27 protein-coding genes are annotated in these 24247 nt (G+C 41.1%); all 27 read left to right on the top strand.

Annotated features, from left to right (window positions below; translation table 11 throughout):
• Nucleotides 1-217: 217 nt before the first annotated feature.
• On the top strand, nt 218-1888 hold the full coding sequence (locus MHN09_RS15565; RefSeq protein ID WP_039226695.1) for a S8 family serine peptidase: 1671 nt from the start codon (nt 218-220) through the stop codon (nt 1886-1888).
• A gap of 311 nt (nt 1889-2199) precedes the next feature.
• Complete coding sequence (locus tag MHN09_RS15560) at nt 2200-3594, top strand: DUF4397 domain-containing protein (RefSeq protein WP_239241361.1); 1395 nt, start codon at nt 2200-2202, stop codon at nt 3592-3594.
• A 132-nt stretch (nt 3595-3726) separates the two neighbouring features.
• Entirely contained in the window at nt 3727-4110 is a 384-nt protein-coding gene (locus MHN09_RS15555; protein ID WP_239241360.1) for a response regulator, read from the top strand.
• Nucleotides 4111-4331: 221 nt separating this feature from the next.
• Nucleotides 4332-4700, top strand: a complete 369-nt coding sequence (gene rplN, locus MHN09_RS15550) for a 50S ribosomal protein L14 (protein WP_012519228.1) — start codon at nt 4332-4334, stop codon at nt 4698-4700.
• 12 nt (nt 4701-4712) lie between these two features.
• Entirely contained in the window at nt 4713-5027 is a 315-nt protein-coding gene (gene rplX / locus MHN09_RS15545; RefSeq protein WP_014950912.1) for a 50S ribosomal protein L24, read from the top strand.
• 17 nt (nt 5028-5044) lie between these two features.
• Complete coding sequence (rplE, locus tag MHN09_RS15540; RefSeq protein WP_014950911.1) at nt 5045-5584, top strand: 50S ribosomal protein L5; 540 nt, start codon at nt 5045-5047, stop codon at nt 5582-5584.
• A gap of 12 nt (nt 5585-5596) precedes the next feature.
• The gene (rpsN, locus tag MHN09_RS15535; RefSeq protein ID WP_014950910.1) at nt 5597-5902 is read left to right on the top strand and encodes a 30S ribosomal protein S14; all 306 of its coding nucleotides are present in this window, start codon (nt 5597-5599) and stop codon (nt 5900-5902) included.
• Between the two features lie 13 nt (nt 5903-5915).
• Nucleotides 5916-6308, top strand: a complete 393-nt coding sequence (gene rpsH, locus MHN09_RS15530) for a 30S ribosomal protein S8 (RefSeq protein ID WP_012519224.1) — start codon at nt 5916-5918, stop codon at nt 6306-6308.
• Nucleotides 6309-6321: 13 nt separating this feature from the next.
• Nucleotides 6322-6855 carry a 50S ribosomal protein L6 gene (gene rplF / locus MHN09_RS15525; RefSeq protein ID WP_014950909.1) on the top strand — a complete coding sequence of 178 codons (534 nt, stop codon included), beginning with the start codon at nt 6322-6324 and terminating at the stop codon, nt 6853-6855.
• Between the two features lie 12 nt (nt 6856-6867).
• Nucleotides 6868-7221, top strand: coding sequence for a 50S ribosomal protein L18 (rplR, locus tag MHN09_RS15520; RefSeq protein WP_014950908.1), 354 nt, complete (start codon nt 6868-6870; stop codon nt 7219-7221).
• Nucleotides 7222-7230: 9 nt separating this feature from the next.
• Complete coding sequence (rpsE, locus tag MHN09_RS15515) at nt 7231-7731, top strand: 30S ribosomal protein S5 (RefSeq protein ID WP_012519221.1); 501 nt, start codon at nt 7231-7233, stop codon at nt 7729-7731.
• A gap of 6 nt (nt 7732-7737) precedes the next feature.
• Nucleotides 7738-7917: a 50S ribosomal protein L30 gene (rpmD, locus tag MHN09_RS15510; protein WP_014950907.1), complete on the top strand. Its 180-nt coding sequence runs from the start codon at nt 7738-7740 to the stop codon at nt 7915-7917.
• 3 nt (nt 7918-7920) lie between these two features.
• Nucleotides 7921-8355: a 50S ribosomal protein L15 gene (gene rplO, locus MHN09_RS15505; protein ID WP_014950906.1), complete on the top strand. Its 435-nt coding sequence runs from the start codon at nt 7921-7923 to the stop codon at nt 8353-8355.
• Between the two features lie 5 nt (nt 8356-8360).
• Nucleotides 8361-9680 (top strand): preprotein translocase subunit SecY, encoded by a 1320-nt coding sequence (gene secY / locus MHN09_RS15500; protein ID WP_014977524.1) that lies wholly within the window; start codon nt 8361-8363, stop codon nt 9678-9680.
• 38 nt (nt 9681-9718) lie between these two features.
• Nucleotides 9719-9835, top strand: coding sequence for a 50S ribosomal protein L36 (rpmJ, locus tag MHN09_RS15495; RefSeq protein WP_012519217.1), 117 nt, complete (start codon nt 9719-9721; stop codon nt 9833-9835).
• A 175-nt stretch (nt 9836-10010) separates the two neighbouring features.
• On the top strand, nt 10011-10367 hold the full coding sequence (rpsM, locus tag MHN09_RS15490) for a 30S ribosomal protein S13 (RefSeq protein ID WP_012519216.1): 357 nt from the start codon (nt 10011-10013) through the stop codon (nt 10365-10367).
• A 14-nt stretch (nt 10368-10381) separates the two neighbouring features.
• Nucleotides 10382-10774, top strand: coding sequence for a 30S ribosomal protein S11 (rpsK, locus tag MHN09_RS15485; RefSeq protein WP_012519215.1), 393 nt, complete (start codon nt 10382-10384; stop codon nt 10772-10774).
• A 24-nt stretch (nt 10775-10798) separates the two neighbouring features.
• Nucleotides 10799-11419 (top strand): 30S ribosomal protein S4, encoded by a 621-nt coding sequence (gene rpsD / locus MHN09_RS15480; protein ID WP_012519214.1) that lies wholly within the window; start codon nt 10799-10801, stop codon nt 11417-11419.
• Between the two features lie 19 nt (nt 11420-11438).
• A complete protein-coding gene (rpoA, locus tag MHN09_RS15475) occupies nt 11439-12428 on the top strand; it encodes a DNA-directed RNA polymerase subunit alpha (protein ID WP_039226687.1) in 990 nt (329 codons plus the stop codon).
• A gap of 41 nt (nt 12429-12469) precedes the next feature.
• The gene (gene rplQ, locus MHN09_RS15470; RefSeq protein ID WP_012519212.1) at nt 12470-12871 is read left to right on the top strand and encodes a 50S ribosomal protein L17; all 402 of its coding nucleotides are present in this window, start codon (nt 12470-12472) and stop codon (nt 12869-12871) included.
• 143 nt (nt 12872-13014) lie between these two features.
• Entirely contained in the window at nt 13015-14340 is a 1326-nt protein-coding gene (locus MHN09_RS15465) for a hypothetical protein (protein ID WP_168463550.1), read from the top strand.
• 2 nt (nt 14341-14342) lie between these two features.
• Complete coding sequence (locus MHN09_RS15460; protein WP_168463551.1) at nt 14343-15242, top strand: hypothetical protein; 900 nt, start codon at nt 14343-14345, stop codon at nt 15240-15242.
• Between the two features lie 12 nt (nt 15243-15254).
• Nucleotides 15255-16904, top strand: a complete 1650-nt coding sequence (locus MHN09_RS15455) for a BNR repeat-containing protein (RefSeq protein WP_168463552.1) — start codon at nt 15255-15257, stop codon at nt 16902-16904.
• Nucleotides 16905-16913: 9 nt separating this feature from the next.
• Nucleotides 16914-19547: a glycosyltransferase gene (locus tag MHN09_RS15450; protein WP_168463553.1), complete on the top strand. Its 2634-nt coding sequence runs from the start codon at nt 16914-16916 to the stop codon at nt 19545-19547.
• A complete protein-coding gene (locus MHN09_RS15445; protein WP_168463554.1) occupies nt 19540-21519 on the top strand; it encodes a glycosyltransferase in 1980 nt (659 codons plus the stop codon). The genes MHN09_RS15450 and MHN09_RS15445 overlap by 8 nt, the downstream gene beginning before the upstream one ends.
• Nucleotides 21500-22060, top strand: a complete 561-nt coding sequence (locus MHN09_RS15440) for an acyltransferase (protein WP_168463555.1) — start codon at nt 21500-21502, stop codon at nt 22058-22060. The genes MHN09_RS15445 and MHN09_RS15440 overlap by 20 nt, the downstream gene beginning before the upstream one ends.
• On the top strand, nt 22057-23193 hold the full coding sequence (gene rffA, locus MHN09_RS15435) for a dTDP-4-amino-4,6-dideoxygalactose transaminase (RefSeq protein ID WP_168463556.1): 1137 nt from the start codon (nt 22057-22059) through the stop codon (nt 23191-23193). The genes MHN09_RS15440 and rffA overlap by 4 nt, the downstream gene beginning before the upstream one ends.
• Nucleotides 23194-24247 lie beyond the last annotated feature (1054 nt).

Genomic DNA, 24247 nt, shown 5'->3' with positions numbered 1-24247 from the left:
CGCCTAATATGAGCTCTGTAAATAATTGGTAATACCGTTTATTTGCATACCTGACAAACGGGTAGGTCGTTGCAACGCAGTTGCGTCGGTTGTCATGGATGAGCTTTTCGTATGAGGTAATGGTTATACCTGTATGTCATTTAATAACAAATAGCTTCCAAAGCACGGAATAAAACAGTGTTGAAGTTAATAAGACAGATAAAACAGGAAATAAATTTTGAACTCAAAATTAAATAAGAAACACACATGTCTAACAGCAGCTGCTCTAGCTGTATCACTTGGCTTAATGGGTAATTCTGCAATGGCAGCAGGCGAAGGTCTGGTAAAAGTTAAAGAAAAGCCTCAAACCCTAAAACAAGCACTAGGTAAGCGATTGACTGTCGATCGTCTTGTCACCACTGACCAAGAGCGTTACATCATCAAGTTCAAAGATGAGATGACCAGTGAAACGGTTGAAGTGAGTGCATTAAAAGGTAAAGGTCAAATCTCAAGTGCCAAAGTAAAAGGTAAAAAGCCTTTCGATATTGCGTCTGCTAAATCAGAAGTAAGAAAAGCAGGTGGTGCAATTAAGAAAGAGCTTAAGAAGCATAAAATGGTAGCGGCTACAATGAGTAAGTCTGCGCTGAACAAGCTTCGTAAAAATCCAAACGTAGAAAGTATTGAAGTGGATGTTCGTCGTAAGCCTATGGCGCAGACCACGCCTTACGGCTACACCATGGTTCAGGCTAATCAATTTGCACAGTCAGATACTACGGCTCGCAAAGTATGTATCATCGATACAGGTTACAACCTGGGTCACCCAGATTTGCCTGGAACAAACGATGGCGTTACAGGTCAGGCAAACAATAGTGCTGTAGGTAACTGGTATAACGATGGTAACGGTCACGGTACCCACGTAGCGGGCACCATTGCAGCATACGATAATAACGAAGGTGTAGTTGGTGTGTATCCTGGCGTGGATATGCATATCGTTAAAATCTTTAACGACAATGGCCAATGGACTTACGCATCTGACCTTATCGATGCTATCACCCAATGTCAGGATGCCGGCTCGAACGTTGTTAACATGAGCTTAGGTGGCGGCAGTTCGTCAACTACCGAGCGAAATGCAATGCAGAGCTTCACAGATGCAGGCATGTTGTTAGTTGCGGCGGCAGGTAACGATGGTAACAGTGCGAAGTCTTACCCTGCTTCATATGATGCAGTAATGTCAGTTGCGGCAGTAGACTCAAACGAAAATCGTGCAAGCTACAGCCAATATAACGATCAGGTTGAAATTGCCGCGCCAGGCAGTGCAGTTCAGTCTACCTATCCAACAAATACCTACGCTTCACTCAGCGGTACATCTATGGCGACGCCACACGTAGCTGGTGGTGCAGCACTAGTGTGGAGTTACTTCCCGCAGTGTTCAAACAACCAAATTCGTAGTGCACTTAATGCAACGGCAGAAGATAAAGGCAGTGCGGGTCGTGATAACTTCTACGGTTATGGCTTAATGCAGCTTGCTGATGCCTACAACTACCTTAACACCAACGGTTGTGCCGGTGGCGGTACTGGTGGCGGTGGCGGCTCTGAGCCTGGCGTAGAACCAGTATCAGGTCAGCTAACCGGCCTTTCTGGTACGCGCAGAAACTGGGATCGCTACACTTGGACGATTCCTGAAGGTGTAACGCAGATGACTATTCGTACCTCTGGTGGTTCAGGTGATGCCGATCTATACGTGAAGTTTGGCTCACAGCCAGAAACGAATAGCTATGATTGTCGTCCTTATCAAAATGGCAACAGCGAAGTATGTACATTCGACGCGCCAGCGTCAGGCACGTGGCACATTGGTATTCGCGCTTATTCGTCATACAGCGGTGTGACGCTATCATACTCGTATGAGTAAGTAATCCCGTCTCCCTAAGACACAGTTAAAGCCTGCTTATGCAGGCTTTTTTTTGTTTCAGTTTTGTGCGCGGTTTGTTTACGTTTATTCGCACATCTATGCCTGTTACCAGCACTTTTAGAAGCTTGAATGTCAAGTTTCCATAAAGAAAGGTCAGCTTTGCAAAGTTGACGTAAAGCTGCGAACTAAGCCCTATTCACATAGCCATATCGCTGTATTGTGCGTGCCAAGATCAGCACTCTCTACATGTGCCTATTTGCTTTTACGCAGGCTTTATCCAACCAAGAACAACTTCAAAGGACATTCAATTTATGCAATTGACCTCTCAATCTTTGCTTCGTGGAACATGGTTCCAAACAGTGGCAATTGGGCTTATTGCACTGCTTGGGCTTACCGCTTGTGGTGGCTCAGGCAGCAGTAGCTCAGATTATTCGTATGCTTACATTCAGTTTTACAACGCTTCGCCTAACGGTGCCAATGTAGAAATGCGTGAAGTTGATGGCGATAGCTTTGGCTCTGCTCAATTTGGTGATACTACGTCAATGTACTCTATGGATGATGGAGAATTAGAACTCGAGTTCATTCGAACTGATTCAGACGACCAAGAAGTATTTATTGACGAGATTACCGTTAACTTAAAAACCGGTTATAAGGCCATTGTTGTTATGAGTGGTGACTTTAGTAACCCCGTTTTTACTACCTATTCCTATAAGCGCGAAACATTGGAAGATCACTTCCGCCTATTCGCTTTGTCGGTAGCAGTAGATGAATCTTCTTATGATTTCTACATGAGTGAGTCTGGCGACCCGTTTGAAGCAGCCAACTTCCTTGGCACGGTTACAACGGGCGACATGATTGAATTTGACTTCTGGGATGCAGATGATGACAGTGAATACTTCGATGAGGGCGAGTACACGATTTATTTGACCGAACCAGGAAGTGACGATGTTGTCTTTGAATCACAAACCATCGATTTTGTATACGAAACTGAGTATCTAATGACACTGCGCGATGTCAGTGGCGCCATTCAAGAAGGGCTAGTTGTAGACACTATTCTTAACTCTTCATCAGTTACAGCGCTTACAGATGTAGAAGCAGATTCACAGTATCGTATTTACAATTCTACGAATCAAGATGCAGAGCTTCAGGTTACCTTTGGTGGAAATACTGATGAAGAGGACGTCAGTTTTACACTCGCGGCGGGCGAGTTGTCTGAGTTTAGTACTATCCGCTATGGCGATTATCGCGTTACCGTAACCGACCCATCAGGTACAGTAACGTCACTGAGCAACAAGCTAATTACGCTTAATCAGGGTGAGAGTAAGGCTATTCTTATCTACAACACCAACAATAAATTAGGCGCAGCAACCTTTGTAGAAAGTGGTTTGCCTCAGGCCTACGATAAGACAGTAAACTTCATCAACTTAGTTAGCGACTTTGATGACGTAGACTTCTACTTGGTAAGAAATGACGAAACCATTGATACTGCTGAGTACGATATACAGAATCTTGAATTTGCTGAAAGTACCAGTGAAGTGCTGCCGTCAGACTACTATGAAGTGATTGCCGTATACGAAGATGACAACGAGGAGCAGGTGCTGCTTGATAGAACCGCGCTGTTTGGCTTTACAGAGGAAGAAAACTACATAGTTACTGTTGAGCCAGCGGATACGCCAACGGGATATGAAATTAACGTGCTTTATTAGTCGGTTAGTATATTTATTATACTAATTGATAAGGGTGAAAACTTTCATCTGCGTGTATTTCACGTAAGTTTAAAAGGTCAACGCTAAAAACGTTGGCCTTTTTACTTGCTGTCCGGAAGGGCCTAAATCCTCATGAGTATCATTAAAGAGCAACTAAAAGAGATAGGTATTACCGCCGATTTAGCAGAAAACGGTGAAGAGGCAGTAGAAAAAGTTAAAGGCGCATTAAAAGGAAAGTCACCCTACACAATCATTTTGATGGACTGCCATATGCCTGTAATGGATGGATTAGAGGCGACGAAGCTAATTAGATCAATGGGAGACAAGGCACGGGACATCCCAATAATTGCATTAACCGCAAACGCGTTAACCGGCGACAAAGAAAAATGCTTGAAATCCGGCATGGATGACTTCATATCAAAACCTGTTGGTGTAAGCCGGTTGAAAGAGTGCCTTTACAGGCACTTGAGTAAGCAGCTTGTAAGTAATGAAAATCGCCTAAAAGATCCTGCTTGATAACCTATGACGTGGTTATCAGCCCCGACTTTTAGTCGGGGCTTTTTTATTGCGCACATAGTTTAAAAATAATTCAATTTACCGCTATCACTTCCCAATCTTTTCTGTTATTATTTCGCGCCCTTTTTATGGGGGTATGTACATAAAAGCAACGACATCCAGTTGTTTTTAGCAGCACTAACGACTCGGGAGAGTCTTAATTTTAAGAGCGGAGCACTAACATGATCCAAATGCAAACTAACCTGGACGTTGCAGACAACAGCGGCGCTCGCAGGGTTCAGTGTATTAAGGTTCTTGGTGGCTCGCATCGCCGTTATGCAGGTATCGGTGACATCATCAAAGTTACTGTTAAGGAAGCAATTCCTCGCGGTAAAGTTAAAAAAGGTGACGTACTGAATGCAGTGGTGGTGCGTACTAGAAAAGGCGTTCGTCGTGCAGATGGTTCTACCATTCGTTTTGACGGTAACGCGGCTGTTATGCTTAATGCTAACAAGCAACCAATTGGTACGCGTATCTTTGGCCCGGTTACCCGTGAGTTGAGAAGTGAAAACTTCATGAAAATCATCTCATTGGCCCCAGAGGTACTATAAGGAGTCACGATAATGGCTAATAAAATTCGTCGTGATGATGAAGTAGTCGTATTAGCGGGTAAAGACAAAGGCAAACAAGGCAAAGTCCTTAAAGTGCTTATTGCTGATAACCGTGTAATTGTAGAAGGCGTTAATCTCGTTAAGAAGCACACTAAGCCAAACCCACAACTGGGCGTAGCTGGTGGCATCGTTGAGAAAGAAGCTTCTATTCACGTTTCTAATGTTGCGATTGTTAACCCGGCAACGGGCAAAGCAGATCGCGTTGGTTTCCGTTTCGAAGATGAGAAGAAAGTACGTTTCTTCAAGTCTAACGGCGAACTTGTTTAATTATATTGGAGAGTACGATGGCGAAACTGCATGATTTCTATAAAGAAACAGTAGTAGCTGAACTTGCTAAGCAGTTCGGATACAAAAGCGTCATGCAAGTCCCTCGGATTGAAAAAATCACTCTAAACATGGGTTTAGGTGAAGCAGTTGCTGACAAAAAGGTACTTGAGAATGCTCAAGCTGACATGACGGCTATCGCCGGTCAGAAGCCTGTTGTTACAGTTGCTAGAAAATCAGTAGCGGGTTTTAAAATCCGTGAAGGTTATCCGATTGGCTGTAAAGTAACCCTACGCGGCGAGCGTATGTGGGAATTCCTAGAGCGTTTGATTTCAATCGCTATCCCACGTGTTCGCGACTTCCGTGGTTTGAATCCTAAATCATTCGACGGACGTGGTAACTACAGCATGGGCGTGCGTGAGCAAATCATTTTCCCTGAAATCGATTTCGATAAAGTGGATAAGGTTCGCGGTATGGATATCACTATCACTACCAGTGCGAATACAAATGAAGAAGCACGTGCTCTGCTGGACGCGTTTAACTTCCCATTCAAAAAGTAGGGGTGTAGGGTTATGGCAAAAGAATCAATGAAGGCACGTGAAGCTAAGCGTACTAAGCTAGTAGCTAAGTATGCTGAAAAGCGCGCCGCACTTAAAGCGATTATCAGCGATGTTAACGCTTCTGAAGATGAGCGTTGGGACGCTGTTCTGAAGCTACAACAACTGCCACGTGACTCTAGTAAGTCTCGTCAACGTAACCGTTGTCGTGTTACTGGTCGTCCACATGGTTACCTACGCAAATTCGGTCTTAGCCGTATTAAGCTTCGCGAAGCAGCGATGCGCGGTGAAGTCCCTGGCCTTAAGAAAGCCAGCTGGTAAGGAGTAGCTGATAATGAGCATGCAAGATCCTATCGCGGATATGTTTACCCGCATCCGTAACGGCCAGATGGCACAGAAAGTTTCTGTAACTATGCCTTCTTCAAAACTTCGCGTTGCAATCTGTGAAGTATTGAAAGCTGAAGGTTATATTACTGACTTCGCTGCTTCTGGTGACGTTAAGCCTGTTTTAGAAGTTACGCTTAAGTACTTCGAAGGCAAGCAAGTAATTGACACTATCGAACGTGTAAGCCGTCCTGGTCTGCGCATCTATAAGAAAAAAGATGAGCTTCCAAAGGTTATGGGTGGTTTAGGCGTAGCTATCGTGTCGACTTCTAAAGGTGTGATGACTGACCGTGCAGCGCGTAACGCTGGCATGGGCGGTGAGATCATCGGTTATGTAGCATAACGGAGGAGTTGAAATGTCACGTATAGCAAAAGCCCCAGTAGACGTTGTATCAGGTGTAGAAGTTTCTATCTCTGGTCAAGAAGTTACTGTTAAAGGTAGTAAAGGCACTTTGACCCGCGTTTTCAACGACGCTGTAGAAGTTGCACAGGAAGAGAACCAACTTAAAGCACTTCCACGTGAAGGCTTTGTTGACGGTTGGGCACAGGCTGGTACTGCGCGCTCTATCCTTAACGCAATGGTTCAAGGTGTTTCAGAAGGTTTTGAGAAAAAACTTCAGTTGTTAGGTGTTGGTTACCGTGCACAAGCACAAGGTAACAAACTAAACCTTACACTAGGTTTCTCTCACCCTGTAGCATACGAAATGCCTGAAGGCATTACGGTTGAAACTCCTAGCCAAACTGAAATCGTCGTTAAAGGCGCCGATAAGCAGGTGGTTGGTCAGGTTGCGGCGAACATTCGTGGTTACCGTCCACCAGAGCCTTACAAAGGTAAAGGTGTACGTTACGCTGACGAACACGTACGTCGTAAAGAAGCTAAGAAAAAGTAGGTGGGTGATACGATGGATAAGAAAACAGCTCGCATTCGTCGCGCTACTCGCGCACGAGCAAAAATTCGTGAACTGGCCGCGCATCGCTTGGTAGTTAACCGTACACCTCGCCACATCTACGCTCAGCTAATCGCTCCATGCGGTTCTGAAGTGTTGGCAGCGGCTTCAACTGTTGAGAAAGATCTTGCAAAAGATCTTAAGTCTACAGGTAACGCTGAAGCAGCGACGGTAGTCGGTAAAGCAATCGCAGAGCGCGCTCTTGAGAAAGGCATTAAAACAGTGGCTTTCGATCGCAGTGGTTTCCAATACCACGGTCGCGTTAAAGCATTAGCTGATGCAGCTCGCGAAGCTGGTCTTCAGTTCTAGGAGTTTATAATGGCTAAACAAGACGTTCAAAATGGTGAATTTCTAGAGAAATTGATCGCCGTAAACCGCGTATCTAAAGTGGTTAAAGGTGGTCGTATCTTTAGTTTCACTGCATTGACAGTAGTGGGTGACGGTAACGGTCGCGTTGGTTTTGGTTACGGTAAGGCACGTGAAGTACCTGCTGCAATCCAAAAAGCAATGGAAAAGGCACGTCGCAACATGGTTGACGTAGACCTTAACGGTCACACGTTACAGCACCCGATTAAAGGTCGTCACTCTGGCTCTAAAGTTTACATGCAGCCAGCATCTGAAGGTACCGGTATTATTGCCGGTGGTGCGATGCGTGCAGTACTTGAAGTAGCTGGTGTACAAAACGTACTTTCAAAATGTTACGGCTCTACAAACCCAATCAACGTTGTACGTGCAACAATCAACGCGCTGACAGAAATGAACAGCCCGGCGAAAGTTGCTGCGAAGCGTGGATTGTCTGTAGAAGAAATTTTGGGGTAATCAGACATGGCAACGATTAAAGTAAAGCAAACTAAAAGTGCAATTGGCCGTCTGCCAAAGCACAAAGCTACGCTTAAAGGTTTAGGCCTTCGTAAAATCAACCATGTTCGTGAACTGGAAGATACCCCAGCCGTTCGTGGCATGATCAACCGTGTATATTACATGGTTGAGATAGTGGAGGAGTAAGACATGCGTTTAAATACAATTTCTCCAGCCGAAGGTTCAAAGCCTACTGGTAAGCGTTCTGGTCGTGGTATCGGCTCAGGTCTTGGTAAAACGAGTGGCCACGGTCACAAAGGTCAAAAAAGCCGTTCAGGTGGCCGCGTTAAGCCAGGATTCGAAGGTGGTCAGATGCCTATCCAGCGTCGTCTTCCTAAGTTCGGTTTCACTTCACGCAAGAGCTTTGTTACTGATCAAGTAACTCTTGCTGAAATCGCGAAGGTTGATGGTGATACTGCATCTCTTGAGACTTTAAAAGCAGCTGGTATCGTTAAGAAAGAAATCCAGTTCGTTAAAGTTGTTAAGAGCGGTGAAGTTTCACGCGCTGTTACAGTAAGCGGGTTAAAGGTTACTAAAGGCGCTAAAGAAGCGATTGAAGCTGCTGGCGGTAAAGTAGAGGAATAAGCTAGATGGCTAAACCAGGATTGGATTCAGGCGCTAAAAGCGGCTTGAGTGAGCTTAAGGCAAGATTGTTGTTCGTACTTGGTGCGATTGTTGTATTCAGACTAGGTTCTTACGTTCCTATCCCTGGCATCGATCCAGCTGTACTTGCTGACTTGTTCGAGCAACAAAAAGGCACCATTGTAGAAATGTTTAACATGTTCTCTGGTGGTGCGCTTGAGCGTGCATCCGTTCTGGCTTTGGGCATTATGCCATACATTACTGCATCCATTATCATGCAGTTGCTCTCGGTGGTTCACCCACCGATGGTGGAGCTTAAAAAAGAAGGCGAAGCAGGCCGTCGTAAAATTAGTCAGTACACGCGTTATTTAACGCTTGTATTGGCTATCTTCCAATCAATTGGTATTTCGACTGGTTTGCCTAACCTGATTAATGGATTGGTGATAAACCCTGGCTTCGGATTCTACTTTACGGCAGTAGTGAGCCTAGTCACAGGAACTATGTTCCTTATGTGGTTGGGCGAGCAAATTACCGAACGAGGTATTGGTAACGGTATCTCTATATTGATTTTTGCTGGTATTGTTGCCGGTCTGCCAACAGCGATAGGTCAGACTGCGGAACAAGCAAGGCAGGGCGACATTAACTTGTTGTTCCTACTGTTGATTGGCGTGATTGTTATCGCTCTTACATACCTAGTTGTATTTGTAGAGCGCGGACAGCGCAGAATTGTGGTAAACTATGCAAAACGTCAGCAAGGCCGTCAGGTTTTTGCTGCGCAAAGCACCCATTTACCGCTGAAAGTCAACATTGCTGGTGTAATTCCACCAATCTTTGCTTCTAGCATTATTCTGTTCCCGGGTACCATCGCAGGGTGGTTCGGACAGAATGAATCAACAGCGTGGTTGCAAGATGTAGCGCTTATGCTATCTCCTGGTCAACCGCTGTACGTGATGTTATACGCAGCTGCGATTATCTTCTTCTGCTTTTTCTACACGGCGTTGGTATTCAACCCGCGTGATACTGCAGATAACTTGAAGAAGTCTGGCGCGTTCATCCCAGGCATCCGCCCGGGTGAACAAACGTCACGATACATTGACAAGGTAATGACTCGCCTTACACTGGCTGGCGCACTGTACATAACCTTTATTTGTTTAGTGCCTGAATTCATGCTAATTGCTTGGAATGTGCCGTTCTACTTCGGTGGTACGTCGCTTCTCATTATCGTAGTAGTTATCATGGACTTTATGGCACAAGTACAGACACATTTGATGTCTAGTCAATATGAGTCTGTGCTGAAGAAAGCTAACCTTAAAGGCTACGGCCGATAAGTTAGCCCCTTAATATTGATAGAAAGGGGAAAGATGTAATGAAAGTTCGTGCATCAGTAAAAAAGATTTGCCGTAACTGTAAAGTTATCAAGCGCAACGGTGTTGTGCGTGTAATTTGCAGTTCTGACCCAAAGCATAAGCAGCGTCAGGGCTAATCTAAGCGGAACAAGATATTCGCAAAGCTAAGTAAGCAGAACCTAGATAGTACTTGTCTGGTTCTGCTAGTTTTGTTTTAAAGTATTTTGAACCTTAATTTGCAATTTAGTCGACGGGTAAGTATCCTATCGGGCTTTTTAGGTCGTCGACAAATAAACAAGAGGAGTGCTGTTAATGGCCCGTATCGCTGGCATTAACATTCCTGAGCACAAGCATGCTGTAATCGCTATCCAAGCGATCTATGGCGTTGGTCCCACACGTGCGAAAAGCATTTGTGCGGGTGCTGGTGTTGCAGAAAATACAAAAATCAAAGAGCTAGACGAAGCTACTATTGATAAGCTTCGTGACGAAGTGGCTAAATTCACCGTTGAAGGTGACCTACGCCGTGAAGTCTCTATGAGCATCAAACGTTTGATGGACCTGGGTTGCTTCCGTGGTATTCGCCACCGTCGTAGCTTGCCTCTACGTGGTCAGCGCACTAAAACTAATGCGCGTACCCGTAAAGGTCCTCGTAAGCCAATTAAGAAGTAAACGGGGAGTAAGTTATGGCTAAAGCACCAGCTCGTAGCACGCGTAAGCGCGCTAAACGTCAGGTTGCAGACGGTATGGCTCATATCCATGCGTCTTTCAACAACACAATTGTGACTATTACAGACCGTTCAGGCAATGCACTAGCATGGGCGACATCTGGTGGTTCAGGTTTCCGTGGTTCACGTAAATCTACCCCATTTGCTGCACAGGTAGCTGCTGAGCGTGCAGGTGTTGCTGCACAAGAATACGGTCTTAAGAACCTTGAAGTTTTCGTTAAAGGTCCAGGTCCAGGCCGTGAGTCTGCGATCCGTGCTCTTAACGCTACAGGTTATAAGATCACAAACATTACCGATGTGACCCCTATTCCTCACAACGGTTGTCGTCCACCGAAAAAACGTCGCGTTTAATCGACGGACAGTTGGAGAAAGATCATGGCAAGATATTTGGGTCCAAAACTCAAACTTAGCCGTCGCGAAGGAACTGACCTGTTCCTAAAAAGCGGCGTTCGCGCAATCGATTCTAAATGTAAAATCGATACAGCGCCTGGTCAGCACGGTGCCCGTCGTGGCCGTCTGTCTGACTACGGTGTTCAGCTGCGTGAAAAACAAAAAGTTCGTCGTATGTACGGCGTACTGGAAAAGCAATTCCGCAACTACTATAAAGAAGCTGCACGTCTAAAAGGCAACACAGGTGAAAACTTGCTACAGCTTTTAGAACAGCGTCTTGATAACGTAGTTTACCGTATGGGTTTCGCTAGCACTCGTGCTGAAGCACGTCAGCTAGTTAGCCACAAGGCGATCATGGTAAATGGTCAAGTTGTGAACATCCCATCGTTTAACGTTTCTGCCGAAGACGTGGTTTCTGTTCGTGAAAAGGCTAAAAAGCAAGCGCGTATCGTTGCTGCTTTGGAACTGGCTGACCAACGTGAGAAGCCAACCTGGATTGAAGTAGACAGCAGCAAAATGGAAGGCACTTTCAAGCGCGTTCCTGAAAGAACTGACCTGTCTGCGGAAATTAACGAACAGTTGATCGTCGAACTTTACTCTAAGTAAAGCTAACTAAAGAGGAAGCATTGTGGGTTCTGTGACTGAATTCCTAAAACCGAGATTAGTTGAGATCGAAAACGTTTCTCCTACTCGTGCCAAAGTAACTTTGGAACCACTAGAGCGCGGCTTTGGCCATACTCTAGGTAACGCCCTACGTCGTATTTTACTGTCATCTATGCCAGGATGTGCAGTTACCGAGGTAGAAATTGACGGCGTTCTTCACGAGTACAGCACCAAAGAAGGTGTTCAGGAAGACGTAATTGAAATCTTGCTAAATCTTAAAGGTTTAGCGGTTCGCCTTGAAGGTAAAACTGAGGCAACCCTAACTCTAGTGAAATCTGGCGCTGGCCCTGTTGTTGCTGGTGATATTCAGCATGATGGCGACGTAGAAATTACAAACCCTGACCACGTTATTTGTACTTTAACTGGCGAAGCTGAAATCAGCATGCGCATTAAAGTAGAAATGGGTCGCGGTTATGTACCAGCTTCTACCCGTCGCTCCTCTGAAGAAGATGATCGTCCAATTGGTCGTTTGTTAGTAGACGCTTCATACAGCCCAGTTGAACGTATTGCTTACAGTGTAGAGTCTGCTCGTGTTGAACAACGCACAGACCTAGACAAACTAATCATCGACATGGAGACGAACGGTACTTTGGATCCTGAAGAAGCGATCCGCCGTTCTGCTACTATCCTAGCTGAACAGCTAGATGCATTCGTAGACTTACGTGATGTGTCTGAGCCAGAAGCGAAAGAAGAGAAGCCAGAATTCGATCCGATTCTGCTTCGTCCAGTAGATGACCTAGAGCTGACAGTACGTTCTGCAAACTGTTTGAAAGCAGAAGCTATCCAGTACATTGGTGACCTGGTACAGCGCACTGAGGTTGAGCTACTTAAAACGCCAAACCTTGGTAAGAAATCGCTAACTGAAATCAAAGATGTTCTAGCATCTCGTGGTCTTTCTCTAGGTATGCGCCTAGAAAACTGGCCGCCAGAGAGCATCGCTGAAAAAGATTAATCAGGTTTTTATCAAACTGATTTGTAGAGAAGGATAAAACTATGCGCCATCGTAAGAGTGGTCGTCAGTTGAATCGCAACAGCAGCCATCGTCAAGCTATGTTCAAAAACATGGCCGGTTCTTTGGTCAAGCACGAAGTGATCAAAACTACGTTACCAAAAGCGAAAGAATTACGTCGCGTAATCGAGCCTCTAATCACTATGGCTAAAGAAGACAGCGTTGCAAACCGCCGTCTAGCTTTCGCCCGCACTGGTGACAAAGAGGTTGTAGGTAAACTATTCAACGAGCTTGGTCCTCGTTACGAAGCTCGTCCAGGCGGCTACACTCGCATTCTTAAATGCGGTTTCCGTGCTGGCGACAATGCCCCAATGGCATATGTTGAGCTAGTTGACCGTCCAGTTGTAGAAGCTGAAGAAGAAGCAGTAGAAGCAACTGAAGAGTAATTAATACTCTCAATTCTGAGTAATCAGAGTTTAAAAAACCCGGCTTAGGCCGGGTTTTTTGTTTTTAAATGATTTGTAACTGATATATTGTGTTCAAGCTCTGAGTTATAATGAACTAATACTAGAAGAAAAAAGGATTGAAAATGCTAGTCTTATTAGGCATAGAAATATCTAATTCTACTGAAACAGAGGAATTTGCTAGTTTTCCGTTAAAAATTAGCTCGATTAAACAATTACGAAAAGAGATAGAAAAAAGTAAGGAGTTGTTTAAAGTAATATTTGACAGTCCTACTATAGCAATCTCAAAGATACTTCAAAAAGGCCAGAGAATAGATATTGGTTCCTTACAGGAAGAACTATGTAGTTTTTTCAATGAGCTTCTAGAACTTTATAAGTCAAATTATGAAAGAATACAGCTTATTTCCACTGAAGTGATAAATACTGAGCTGCATTTATTAGAAAAAAATAATGACCAAGATCTCAAAATACTTGAGAGCAGCAAAATAGAAGAAATCAATGCTCTTAGGGCATTTTTCATTGTTGAAAGTAATAAGAGACTTTCTGCGATTAATGAAAAGCTCACTATAACAACAAAATATTATAATACTTTCATCACAGCTATGATGACCGACGAAAAGCTGTTGAATGGCGAACTCAACAACCTAAAAAACAAAGAAAGGCTTGAGCAATCTGCAAGGGAAGAACTAATAAAAGAAGTAAGTACACTTAAAACTGAAAACACTGAATTAATCGAATCACTGCACGAGTTACAAGAAGAGCATTTATCTTTAATAGAAAAAAACAAAAGATTCATATCGGATAACCACAAAACCCAAAAGTCCTATAATGAAAACTTAAAAAATAATCAAGTAAAATTAGATAAGCAATTAGCGAAAATAATTGAACTAGAGGCCGAAGTAACTTTTCTCAATGAAAAATTAAATGCTGCGCAATGTAATTTCGAGAGCGTTAAATCAGAGAACGATTTAATTTTAGATTCTCTCTATTCAACTCAAGAACTTTTTGAATTATCACAAAAGAACTTATCTAACTTACAAGCTAAATCGGAGGTTCAGGCAACTTCTTCGCGTGGACTTGAAGCCTGGTTTAAAGCTAATCTAATATCCACAAATTTAATCTTATGGAAGAAAGATAGAAAATTTCAAAAAAAGACAAACGATCAGGCTAAAAAGATAGAGCAAAGTTCACTTTTTGATGAAACTTATTACTTGTCACAGCTATCTTCGAATGATCTAAATTTAAAATCTGCAGTTCACTATCTTCTAATAGGGGTTTACGAAGGGAAAAATCCAAGCTCTGCTTTTGATTCAATGAGTTATTTACGCGATCACCTTGATGTTGCGCAACATGGTTTTAATCCTTTAGTACATTATTTAGAATATGGTCTTTCAGAAAACAGAAAGTTTAATAGTACCGGCATTTCGAATGTTAGTAGCAAGGATGATTAGCAATGTGGTCGTTTTATAAACATCTAGATGAAAGCTACATTGATATGCTTGTCTATTTTAGCAATGGACATGTCGAAAGCTCGATTTTCTCTAAAGCCTCAAAAGTTACTTTGTTTTGTGGAGATAATAATGAAATAGATAAAATAGGGTTGACTTTCATTGATACAAATTTCATTAATAGTTTTGAAGCGGTCTTGGGATGTTCTTCCAACATAACTACTTTCTATGAATTTAATGATCGAAGCTATAACGGATTCGATGATTTTGAGTCATCAAGTTCGCTGTTTCCGTTTTTGACGACCTCATCGAAAAGAAACGTCAAGGCTGAATCAGTATCAGGTTATTTATCTAAAACTTCTCTAATTACTAAAGATGAGAATGTTTTGATACTAGATTTACCATTGACGGATATCGGCCTGCTCAACGACTTAAAGACGTCTGAAACATTTTCAAAATTTTCGTTTATTTCATGCAGGATCTTTACTGATGATCTAGTAAAAGATACTCCAAATTCTAAGGATATTATTCATTGGTTTGCAGACTCTGGTTTCAAGTGTATCGCAACTGAAGAGCCTACTTTTGAATTCCAATGCATCACATTCAAAAAGCAACATGATATCTCATCAATAGAAAGAAGTTTAACTAACGAGCAAGGTGATGTTTCCAACGAAGCCATTCTAATATCATCTTTAGAAGATGAAGTTGCCGCCTTGAACGCTTATCTAATATCTACAAAAAGAGAGTTGACAATACATCGTAAAGAAAGACAACTAATTGATTTTAAAGACAGAGAAAATCTATTGCTTAAAAATTTATATAGGGAAGAAATCGATATTTTAGTCAAGGAGATCGAATTTTTAAAAGTTCTATTTGAAGAAGATAAGAAAATTGGACAACCATAGAACGTAAAAATAATGTTATCAAAATTTCTGCAAATCGTAATAGAAAATCATTCGTCATTCAAAAAAAATGATAAGAGGTCCAGTTCTACTTCTATTGAAAAACTGGCTGCAGCAAGAAAGCTTCTTATAAATGATAATAACGAGCAAGCACTCTCGATAGTTCGTTCGTTAATGAAAAACGGAACGTCCCAAGATCGTGTTCTTTTATTTTTTTTAGAAGATATCGAATTTAGAAAACTTTTTTTGCAAAATTCATTGCAAGAGACAAGTGCTATATCAGATGAAATATCGCAACTCGCTCGTATTTATTCAAAAGAGCTTTGCATAGCGGGATCTAGTGAAGGGAAGACGGTTGCTCATAGCGTGTCGATTGAAATTATCAATGAATTGCCTTTAGGTTTAGGGTTTGCGAATACTTCGGTCAATACCGTTATCTTTCGAAGTGAAGGTATTCTAACTATTGATGATGTGCAAATAACCGCATTTTATTTAAATAGGAATACACTAAGAATAATCAAGAGGGACTTAGTAAATGACACTATCGAAAACTTCGATTTGGATGGCGAGTATAACCTATCAGATGCACATAATAGTATTAGTATTGGGTATGATAGAAATAAGAGAATTCATTTGTCCTATGATCATCATAGTTCGAAGCTAAGATATAGACGTTCCCTCAAACCTAAATCTATAGATGATTGGACTAGTGAGATTCCGATGACTTTTTCTAACGAAATAAAAGTCACCTACCCATCGTTTATATTGCCCAAAAGTAACGCGCCATTAATGATGTTGTATCGTGATGGTAGTTGGAAAAGTGGCACTGCGTTTTTGAAATGGTATGACGAACATTTACAAAAGTGGGTGGACTGTCCAAATGTAATATTAAGTGGTTCTGCAAATAGTCCATGGACGAGCAATGCCTATTGGAACAAACCTGTAAGAGGTAAAAATGGCGATTTGCATCTTAGCTACTGTTGGCGAACCGACTACTTCGAAGATAGTCAACATGTGAACAACGTAAATATAGGGTACGCTGTTTCATACGATGACGGCTTTAGTTGGCTAACTAGCAACGGAAAAAAATATAAGTTGCCAATAACTCAAGTGAATAGTGAAACGATATACGCTCTTCCACCTTGTTCAAATTTAATCAATCAAACAAATATGGCCTTAGATAGTCTTGGTCGTCCTCATATAGTTACTTATGCAAATGATGAGGAGCAAATACCACAATATAAGCATATCTTTTTTGATGGCAAGACATGGAAGAGTCAGAATATTTCACGCCGAACTAGAGAGTTCAATTTGGAAGGTGGTGGAACACTTCCCATTCCAATTTCAAGGCCAGATTTAGTGATAGATGATGATGATAACATTTTTGTAGTTCATAGCAGCGAAGGGCATGCAAGGCAGTTAATGCTTACGACTTTGCTCGCGCCAAATTACGAATATTCGTCTTCGTCAACACAGGTCTTGTATAGCTACTCAATAGGCTATGCAGAACCTATTTTAGATAAGTGTCGTTGGCACAATGAAAAAATTCTGAGTCTCCTAGTTCAAAAGAATGAGCAACCAATTGGAGATTTAGAAAGGGAAAAAAATGAAATGAACGAACCCTTAACAATCGTCGACATAAAAATCAAAAAGATAAAATATTAGGAAAGTACAATGAGTCTGTTAACTAAGGGAAACTTGGCTTTTAAAGAAAATAATTACAAAAAAGCTATAGAACTTTATCAACAAGCAATTAAAGAGAACCCAAAACTCAGCTCTCTTATCTCAGTGAATATTAAGCTGTCAAAATTAAGACTTGAGAACAAGAATTCGAACAATTCAAATATTCCAGTTACGATAAAAAAAGATAATGTCAGTACGCCTAAGGATATAGAATCTATTCCGGTTTCCAAACAGCCAACAATAGTCAAACAAACTTCTAATTATGAAGGTAGACTTGAAAAAGTGATAGACAATCAAATTATTGGGTGGGCTGTTAGTAAAGGAAACTCCTCTGAAATATTTAATCTTGAAGTTTTTGTTGATGATGTATTCTTTTGTAAAATTAAAAACAATGTTACCAGAGGAGATCTTAAACGCCATAAAAAGTCAGATGGACTTGGTGGTATTAAATTTTCAATTCCTTCTGAATTACTACAGAAGGACTCTAATAGAATTGAAGTTAAATGGCCATGTGGCAGCTGTTTTATATCAACATTTTTAGAAAAACAAAGGCCATCCCTCTATTCAACCCGAATAACGCAATCTATTTCCACACAGGTGTCCATTATCGTTCCGATCTATAATGCGGCCGAGGATTTACAAACTTGCATTGAACGTTTGAAATGTTATACCCCTGAAGATGTTGACATTATTCTAATCAACGATGGAAGTACCGATCAGCGAATCTACGAAATTCTAGAAAAGGCCGAGTTAGAAAAAAGTTTTCGAGTTTTTCACAACGATATTAATTTAGGGTTTACAAAAACTGTAAATCGCGGGATTGAATTGGCAGGAAGAAATGATGTTGTTTTTCTTAATTCCGATGCTCGAGTAACACCTCGTTGGCTACAAGGTCTTCAGCGTGCCTTAGTTTCAGATTATAAGATTGCAACCGTTACTCCTATGTCAGATCGTGCAGGGGCTTTTTCTGCACCTCGAATTGGTAACGAAAACGATCTTCCTTCAAACGTAAAAGAGGAAGATTATGCTCTGGCGTTCAGAAGACGGTCTTTTGGATTTTACCCAACGGTACCCACAGGCAATGGCTTCTGTATGTATGTAAGAAGACGTTGTATAGACGAAATTGGTGCGCTAGATTCAGACGCCTTTCCAAGAGGTTATGGTGAAGAAAATGATTTTTGCATGCGCGCACGTAAAAGCGGTTGGCGTAACGTTATAGACGATAGGACATATGTCTTTCACGATCGTAATAAAAGTTTTGGTGAAGCTAAAACAGAGTTAATGGCTGCTGGTAGAAAAATCGTTGATGAACGATACCCAGATTATAAAAAATCAACAGCGGTATTTTCAGAGAGCCCGCTAATTAGTTTAGCAAGATATCAAGCCGGACTAGCTTTAAAAGACGTCACATCACCTATTCTTCCGCGAGGCTTATTTGTAATCTCAACGTTAACAGGAGGGACTCCTCAGACTAATCGGGATTTAATGGGAGCTTTGAGTTCCGAAATTGAACCGTGGTTACTCCATTGCGACAGCAAAATAATATCATTGTACAAAGTGAACCCAAACGGAAACGATATCCTTATCGCTAAACATGCCTTAAAAGAAGATGTTGATCCCTTGACGCACGATTCTGTCGAGTATGACCAAGTTGTATTGACTTGGCTTGTGAATTACGATTTTGAAATAGTTCATATTCGTCACTTAGCATGGCACTCTATAAACCTTCCGAGAATAGCAAAAGAAAGCGGAGCAAGAACGTTTCTATCATTTCATGACTATTACTCTATCTGCCCGACAGTTAAGTTGCTTGACAATAATAAACAATTCTGTGGCGGCAAATGTACTAAGACTAATGGAGACTGTACTCCTGAGTTGTGGCCCAAAACTGCTTTCCCAAAGCTGAAGAATAACTGGGTAAATAATTGGCGCACCAAATTTGAATCGGCAGTCGCTGTTTGCGACGGATTCATAACGACCCATAATAGTGGCAGAGAAATCATTCTCAAAAGCTTGAACGTCGATAGAGATAAATTTCACGTAATTCCTCATGGTCGAAACTTTTCAACTATTAAGCAGTTAGCTGCACCCTATGTTCAAGGTGAAAAATTAAGAATTCTTGTTCCTGGAAATATCAGCGAGCCGAAGGGTAGCAAGTTGATTGAGCAGTTGCTGAAAGAGGATACTGAGGGTAAGATCGAGTTTCACGTTTTAGGCCGTGCAAGTTTTGATTTTAGACACAAAAATTTGATTTTACACGGAGAATACAAAAGAGAAGACTTTTCCAAACGAGTAGCTGAAATAGCGCCTCATGTTGGAGCTGTATTTTCTATTTGGAATGAAACATGGTGTCATACGCTAACTGAATTGTGGTCTGTTGGAATTGCAGCTTTAGTAACGAACTTCCCAACGGTTGCATCGAGGGTTGACAGCTCTGGAGCTGGCTGGGTAGTGCCAGAAACCACACCAGAAATATTGAAATTCTTGTACTCAACAAACTTTCGTGAATCTATCAAGGATAAAACTAGCATTTTATCTACGATGGAAATTTCGTCAACTAATAGTCAGATGGCTCAAAAATACAAAGAGCTTTATTTTTCTCAAGTGAGTCCTAACTGTGTCTGAAAAAATTTATCAAGCATACAACGCAAAAGAATATTCGCTTTGCCTAGATTTAATTTTAGAACTTGAGGATTCACCTTCATATGATCTACTTGTAGTGAAGGCGAATTCGCTCAGAGCTTGTAACGACGTTGAAGCTGCTGTTGATGAGTATCATAATTTACTGTGTTTAAATAAGAAAGATCATAGAGTGGCTTACCATGGCTTGAGTATCCTACAAGTCGTCGAAAATAACGTGGATAAGGCAAAAGTATTTTTAGAGGCTTTGACCTTCAAAAATAGTCTACAAGTCGTGGAGTCTGAATTGGTCGTTCGGTGGTGCCAATTTAAAGAGTTAAGGGGTTACTTAAAGTTCGCGATAAAGAAGTGTGTTAGTAGTTGTGCTTTATTTTTGAATGTGCATTCAAAAGGTATAATTCCAGATTTTGAAATATTCGAAAATGAATTTACTTCAGTATTTGGGAAAATATCATTAAATAACAGAAACTATAAAAGCCTTTCAACGCAAGACCGAAAAATATTTTTTTACTTAATCAATTATCAAATTGACAAAACTGGTGAAAAACTAAATTGGAAAAGCTTATTTGAGAAAGACCAGTTTAATGAGTTGCTTGACGATGATTGTTTGTTTTCCATATTATCTGGAAAGACGGCACTAGAGCAATTCGACGGCCTAATTGAACTCTTTAGAGAAAAGGGGCTTTCTTTTGAACGAATCTATGCCTACATAATGTACGGAAGAAGGCATAGATATGTTGATAATCAGACATTTAAAAACATTTTATCTTTAATAAAAAGTGAACTGAGCAAACAGCATTTTGTGAGTCTTACTCTGGAAAGGAAACTAGGAAATATACTGATAGTTGCTCCTGCCTTTTTGGGTAAGAATAGCTCTTATGTAACATTTATACGTGACTATATGATTGCTTTGAAGTCGGTAATGCCGAAGATAAAGTTTTGTATTATGGTCACGGATGAAATATTTTTTAATGTCTTTCATTTAAATGGGGGACCGAAACACAATTCTAGGTTCTTCGAAAAAGCTCATTTAGAAATGCTCTCAGAGGCAGGTTTGGATGATTGTGTTGAAATAGAGTACTTACGCCCTTACGAAACAGCAGAATTTATTCAAAAAATTGAGGTTTTTTGCCCTGATGTTTCACTGTATTTTAGCGCATATGGGAGCTATCTCTACTCAGATCTTTTACACGAAAAACTTCCTTCAATTTATCTTCAGACAAACAAAAATGACAACCCAACGTATGCTTGTGATCTGTACTTATCTTTCATGAATGAAGTAGTTGAAGAACGTCTGAGAGACCCTTTTTTCGAGCAAAAAATAGCGTTGCAACACAGTCCGTACATACTGATGTCGCCAGATGAAAAAGTAACTCCCAAAGAATATCTAGGCGCCGATTATGACTTCGTTATGGTTACCGTAGGTGCCCGTTTAGATTTGGAATTGACGGAAGACTTCTTAGAATCCGTGTTGAAGCTTATTGCTGTGGAAAATAAAAAATTGTGTTGGCTGATTATTGGGAATGCAAATGAACGCCGAGTCATTGCTAGAGCCACCGAGTTGGGCGTTGTAGATCAGATAGTGTTCAAGAAATATGAAAAAAACTTGAAGCTCGCTTACTCCGTTAGTCATCTTTATATTAATCCGCCCCGAACTGGTGGCGGCATAAGCATTGCTTATGCTGTTTTTTGCAATGTTCCGGCAGTAGTTTTCTCAGGTGCCGATGCTACGCCCTTTATCGCAGATGCTTCATTCGATGACTTAAGTAGCTATATATATGAAATATCAAAGTTAATGTGTGATGAAAAAGCTCTGATTGAGTTACACAGAAAGCAGCTTGGAGCATTAAGTAAGACACATTCAAGAGTAGCTGTCGGCAGATCAATGGTCGATAACATTTGCAGAGCATTTTACAATTTTGAAAGAAGGAGTCTTCATGGCTTATTTGAGCGATAAAGAATTGCTTAGTATGGGATTTAAGCGACTAGGTTCAAATGTAAAGATTAGTGACAAAGCCGCGATATATGATTGTCATAAAATTGAGATAGGAGATAACTCTCGAATTGACGACTTCTGCATTGTATCAGGTAATGTAGTTATCGGTAGAAATACGCATATTACTCCACAATGCTTAGTTGCAGGTGGAAGTCCGGGAATTATTATCGGAGATTTCATTGCACTTGCATATGGAGTTAAAGTATTTGCACAATCAGATGATTATAGCGGCAAGACAATGGTAAATTCGACCATCCCTAAAAAATATAAAGCCGAAATATTTGAAGCTGTTTCTATTGGTAAGCATTCAATAGTAGGTGCTGGTTCTATAATCATGCCTGGAGTCGAAGTTTCAGAGGGAAGTGCCATAGGAGCCAATTCTTTGGTTATCAAAAGTACAGAGCCTTGGTCAATCAATGTAGGCTCACCTTCGAGAAAAATCAAAGAGCGTAGTAGAGATCTTCTTAACTTAGAAAAAAAATACCTAGAGTGTGAAAAATGATCGTATTTAATAAGCCCCCAGTCACAGGAAGTGAACAAGAGTATGTTTTAGAAGCAATTAGGAGTGAAAAGATTTCAGGGGATGGTCCTTTCGCTCAAAAGTGTCAGAATTGGTTCAATAAAAAGCTTTATCCTGCAAAAACTCTTCTGACACCATCTTGTACTGCTGCATTAGAAATGGCTGCTATGCTCATAGATATAAAGCCTGGCGATGAAGTGATCATGCCAAGTTATACTTTTGTAAGTACAGCTAATGCATTTGTGCTTAGAGGAGCGAAAATTATTTTTGTGGATATTCGACCGGATACCTGCAATATCGACGAAGAAAAAATAGAGAGCGCTATAACCAATAAAACTAAAGCAATCGTCCCTGTCCATTATGCTGGGGTAGCATGTGAAATGGATAAAATAATGAATCTAGCAGAGCAGTATAACCTCTATGTCATAGAAGATGCAGCTCAAGGAATGATGAGTACATATAAAGGAAAACCGTTAGGTACGATAGGGCATATTGGTGCTTATAGCTTCCATGAAACAAAGAATTATACAAGTGGCGGCGAAGGCGGTTTGCTCATATTAAATGATGACCGTTTAGTATTAAAAAGCGAAATAATGCGAGAGAAGGGTACTAACAGAAGTCAATTTTTTAGAGGTCAAGTAGATAAGTATACTTGGGTTAGCGTCGGAAGTAGTTATTTACCGAGTGAGTTGCAAGCTGCGTTTCTATGGGGGCAACTTCAGAATGTTAGCACAATAAACAATTTTAGGTTGGCTATATGGGACAGTTACAAGTCAGCTTTCTTACACTTACAAGAGAGTTGCTCTCTAGAGCTACCGCAGATTCCAGAACACTGTGAACACAATGCTCACATGTTTTATGTAAAGCTCAAAGATTTATCAGAGCGAACAGAGTTTATTGCACATCTGAAAGAACAGGGCATTATGGCAGTTTTTCACTATGTTCCGTTGCATTCATCTCCAGCAGGCTTGACATTTGGCGATTTCCATAGCAAAGATGTGTATACGACTAGCGAAAGTGAAAGACTAGTGAGGTTACCTCTGTTTTTTGGAATGAATAATGACGAAGTTGAGAAAGTTATTTGTGGTGTAAATAGCTTCTTCAATCGAACTTAAGGCTAGCTTAAATAGATTAAAGCTGTTTTACAGAGATAAATACTCTCTTAATGTAGGCTTGTAATAATTAGTTTTTTGGATGTCACGCTAAATTAGTTAAGAGAGCTTAGTTTAGTTACGCAAGCGCTATAAAGCGTGTATTGTTCTATACGAAGGGCTTTCCTGTAAGTTATACAATACTGAAGGTATTGTTTTTACTCACGAAAAGTAGACATCCATTTTTAGCGTATGCCGCATATTCTTCATATAGGCAGACAATGCCCATTGCTGGAGTCTGGCATACGCGCACACAAAACTTGAATCTACGCTTAGATAGTAGACTTAAGCACATCGTTACGGGCCACATCCCCACGTAAATAAGTTCGTCTTCCAGACGACTAAAAATTAATTTTGTTGAGGTGCCCTTCATACTTTTGCTTATTCTACTTTTGTTTGGCAACGTACCAATACTCAATATTACGCTTGTTATTCACTGGTAAATCAAATTCTTTGCCTGTATGGTTATCAAGAACTTTAAACATTCGTAAACATCCCCCTAATTTAACAGTAAACTTTTTAGAGTTCTTCGGCGTGAACTGCGCCAAGAAACAATAACTTTTGATGAAAGCGCCCGTTACACAGAATCGCAAAACGTGAAAATCCTCTAACGAAGTGAAAGCAGGTAGAGTAGTCAAAGAAGTTTATCGTGAGCACGGTATCTCGGATGCAACGAACCACAACTTCAAATTTAAATACTGTGGTATTGAAGCTTCAGATATCAAATGGCTGAAAGCGATATTCGCTGACTTAACTCTGGAACATCGGATCTTGAAAGATATCTTAGTAAAGAGCTGTAAAGCGAGCGGTGAGGCATGAGGTTGATTTCGGGTAAAAGTATCATAACGCAAGTTATTACTACCATGTCGAATTGGTGGGATAAGTGATTAAATCTTCTGTTATCAGCCGGGATGATAGATGTCGATTGGCACCCTAATAGATCCACCCATTTGCGGCGTATTGGATCCACTTAAAACCGTCTTTTTTGTCCTCAAACAGAGTGATTATTTCTTGCTTT

The sequence above is a fragment of the Alteromonas sp. MmMcT2-5 genome (genome assembly GCF_022348315.1).
Taxonomy (GTDB): Bacteria; Pseudomonadota; Gammaproteobacteria; order Enterobacterales; family Alteromonadaceae; genus Alteromonas; species Alteromonas macleodii.
The sequence above is the reverse complement of the archived record's forward strand: the minus strand, read 5'-3'. Positions and strand labels throughout refer to the sequence as shown.

What these genes read in the sequence shown, in the direction of transcription:
- rplN (WP_012519228.1), top strand. Translation starts at nt 4,332, where the DNA reads ATGATCCAAATGCAAACTAACCTGGACGTTGCAGACAACAGCGGCGCT.
- MHN09_RS15465 (WP_168463550.1), top strand. Translation starts at nt 13,015, where the DNA reads ATGCTAGTCTTATTAGGCATAGAAATATCTAATTCTACTGAAACAGAG.
- rpsE (WP_012519221.1), top strand. Translation starts at nt 7,231, where the DNA reads ATGGCTAAACAAGACGTTCAAAATGGTGAATTTCTAGAGAAATTGATC.
- rplF (WP_014950909.1), top strand. Translation starts at nt 6,322, where the DNA reads ATGTCACGTATAGCAAAAGCCCCAGTAGACGTTGTATCAGGTGTAGAA.
- MHN09_RS15555 (WP_239241360.1), top strand. Translation starts at nt 3,727, where the DNA reads ATGAGTATCATTAAAGAGCAACTAAAAGAGATAGGTATTACCGCCGAT.
- MHN09_RS15455 (WP_168463552.1), top strand. Translation starts at nt 15,255, where the DNA reads ATGTTATCAAAATTTCTGCAAATCGTAATAGAAAATCATTCGTCATTC.
- rpsD (WP_012519214.1), top strand. Translation starts at nt 10,799, where the DNA reads ATGGCAAGATATTTGGGTCCAAAACTCAAACTTAGCCGTCGCGAAGGA.
- rpmD (WP_014950907.1), top strand. Translation starts at nt 7,738, where the DNA reads ATGGCAACGATTAAAGTAAAGCAAACTAAAAGTGCAATTGGCCGTCTG.
- rffA (WP_168463556.1), top strand. Translation starts at nt 22,057, where the DNA reads ATGATCGTATTTAATAAGCCCCCAGTCACAGGAAGTGAACAAGAGTAT.
- rplE (WP_014950911.1), top strand. Translation starts at nt 5,045, where the DNA reads ATGGCGAAACTGCATGATTTCTATAAAGAAACAGTAGTAGCTGAACTT.
- rpsH (WP_012519224.1), top strand. Translation starts at nt 5,916, where the DNA reads ATGAGCATGCAAGATCCTATCGCGGATATGTTTACCCGCATCCGTAAC.
- rplX (WP_014950912.1), top strand. Translation starts at nt 4,713, where the DNA reads ATGGCTAATAAAATTCGTCGTGATGATGAAGTAGTCGTATTAGCGGGT.
- rplR (WP_014950908.1), top strand. Translation starts at nt 6,868, where the DNA reads ATGGATAAGAAAACAGCTCGCATTCGTCGCGCTACTCGCGCACGAGCA.
- rplO (WP_014950906.1), top strand. Translation starts at nt 7,921, where the DNA reads ATGCGTTTAAATACAATTTCTCCAGCCGAAGGTTCAAAGCCTACTGGT.
- rpmJ (WP_012519217.1), top strand. Translation starts at nt 9,719, where the DNA reads ATGAAAGTTCGTGCATCAGTAAAAAAGATTTGCCGTAACTGTAAAGTT.
- rpsN (WP_014950910.1), top strand. Translation starts at nt 5,597, where the DNA reads ATGGCAAAAGAATCAATGAAGGCACGTGAAGCTAAGCGTACTAAGCTA.
- MHN09_RS15450 (WP_168463553.1), top strand. Translation starts at nt 16,914, where the DNA reads ATGAGTCTGTTAACTAAGGGAAACTTGGCTTTTAAAGAAAATAATTAC.
- secY (WP_014977524.1), top strand. Translation starts at nt 8,361, where the DNA reads ATGGCTAAACCAGGATTGGATTCAGGCGCTAAAAGCGGCTTGAGTGAG.
- MHN09_RS15560 (WP_239241361.1), top strand. Translation starts at nt 2,200, where the DNA reads ATGCAATTGACCTCTCAATCTTTGCTTCGTGGAACATGGTTCCAAACA.
- rplQ (WP_012519212.1), top strand. Translation starts at nt 12,470, where the DNA reads ATGCGCCATCGTAAGAGTGGTCGTCAGTTGAATCGCAACAGCAGCCAT.
- rpsK (WP_012519215.1), top strand. Translation starts at nt 10,382, where the DNA reads ATGGCTAAAGCACCAGCTCGTAGCACGCGTAAGCGCGCTAAACGTCAG.
- MHN09_RS15440 (WP_168463555.1), top strand. Translation starts at nt 21,500, where the DNA reads ATGGCTTATTTGAGCGATAAAGAATTGCTTAGTATGGGATTTAAGCGA.
- rpsM (WP_012519216.1), top strand. Translation starts at nt 10,011, where the DNA reads ATGGCCCGTATCGCTGGCATTAACATTCCTGAGCACAAGCATGCTGTA.
- MHN09_RS15460 (WP_168463551.1), top strand. Translation starts at nt 14,343, where the DNA reads ATGTGGTCGTTTTATAAACATCTAGATGAAAGCTACATTGATATGCTT.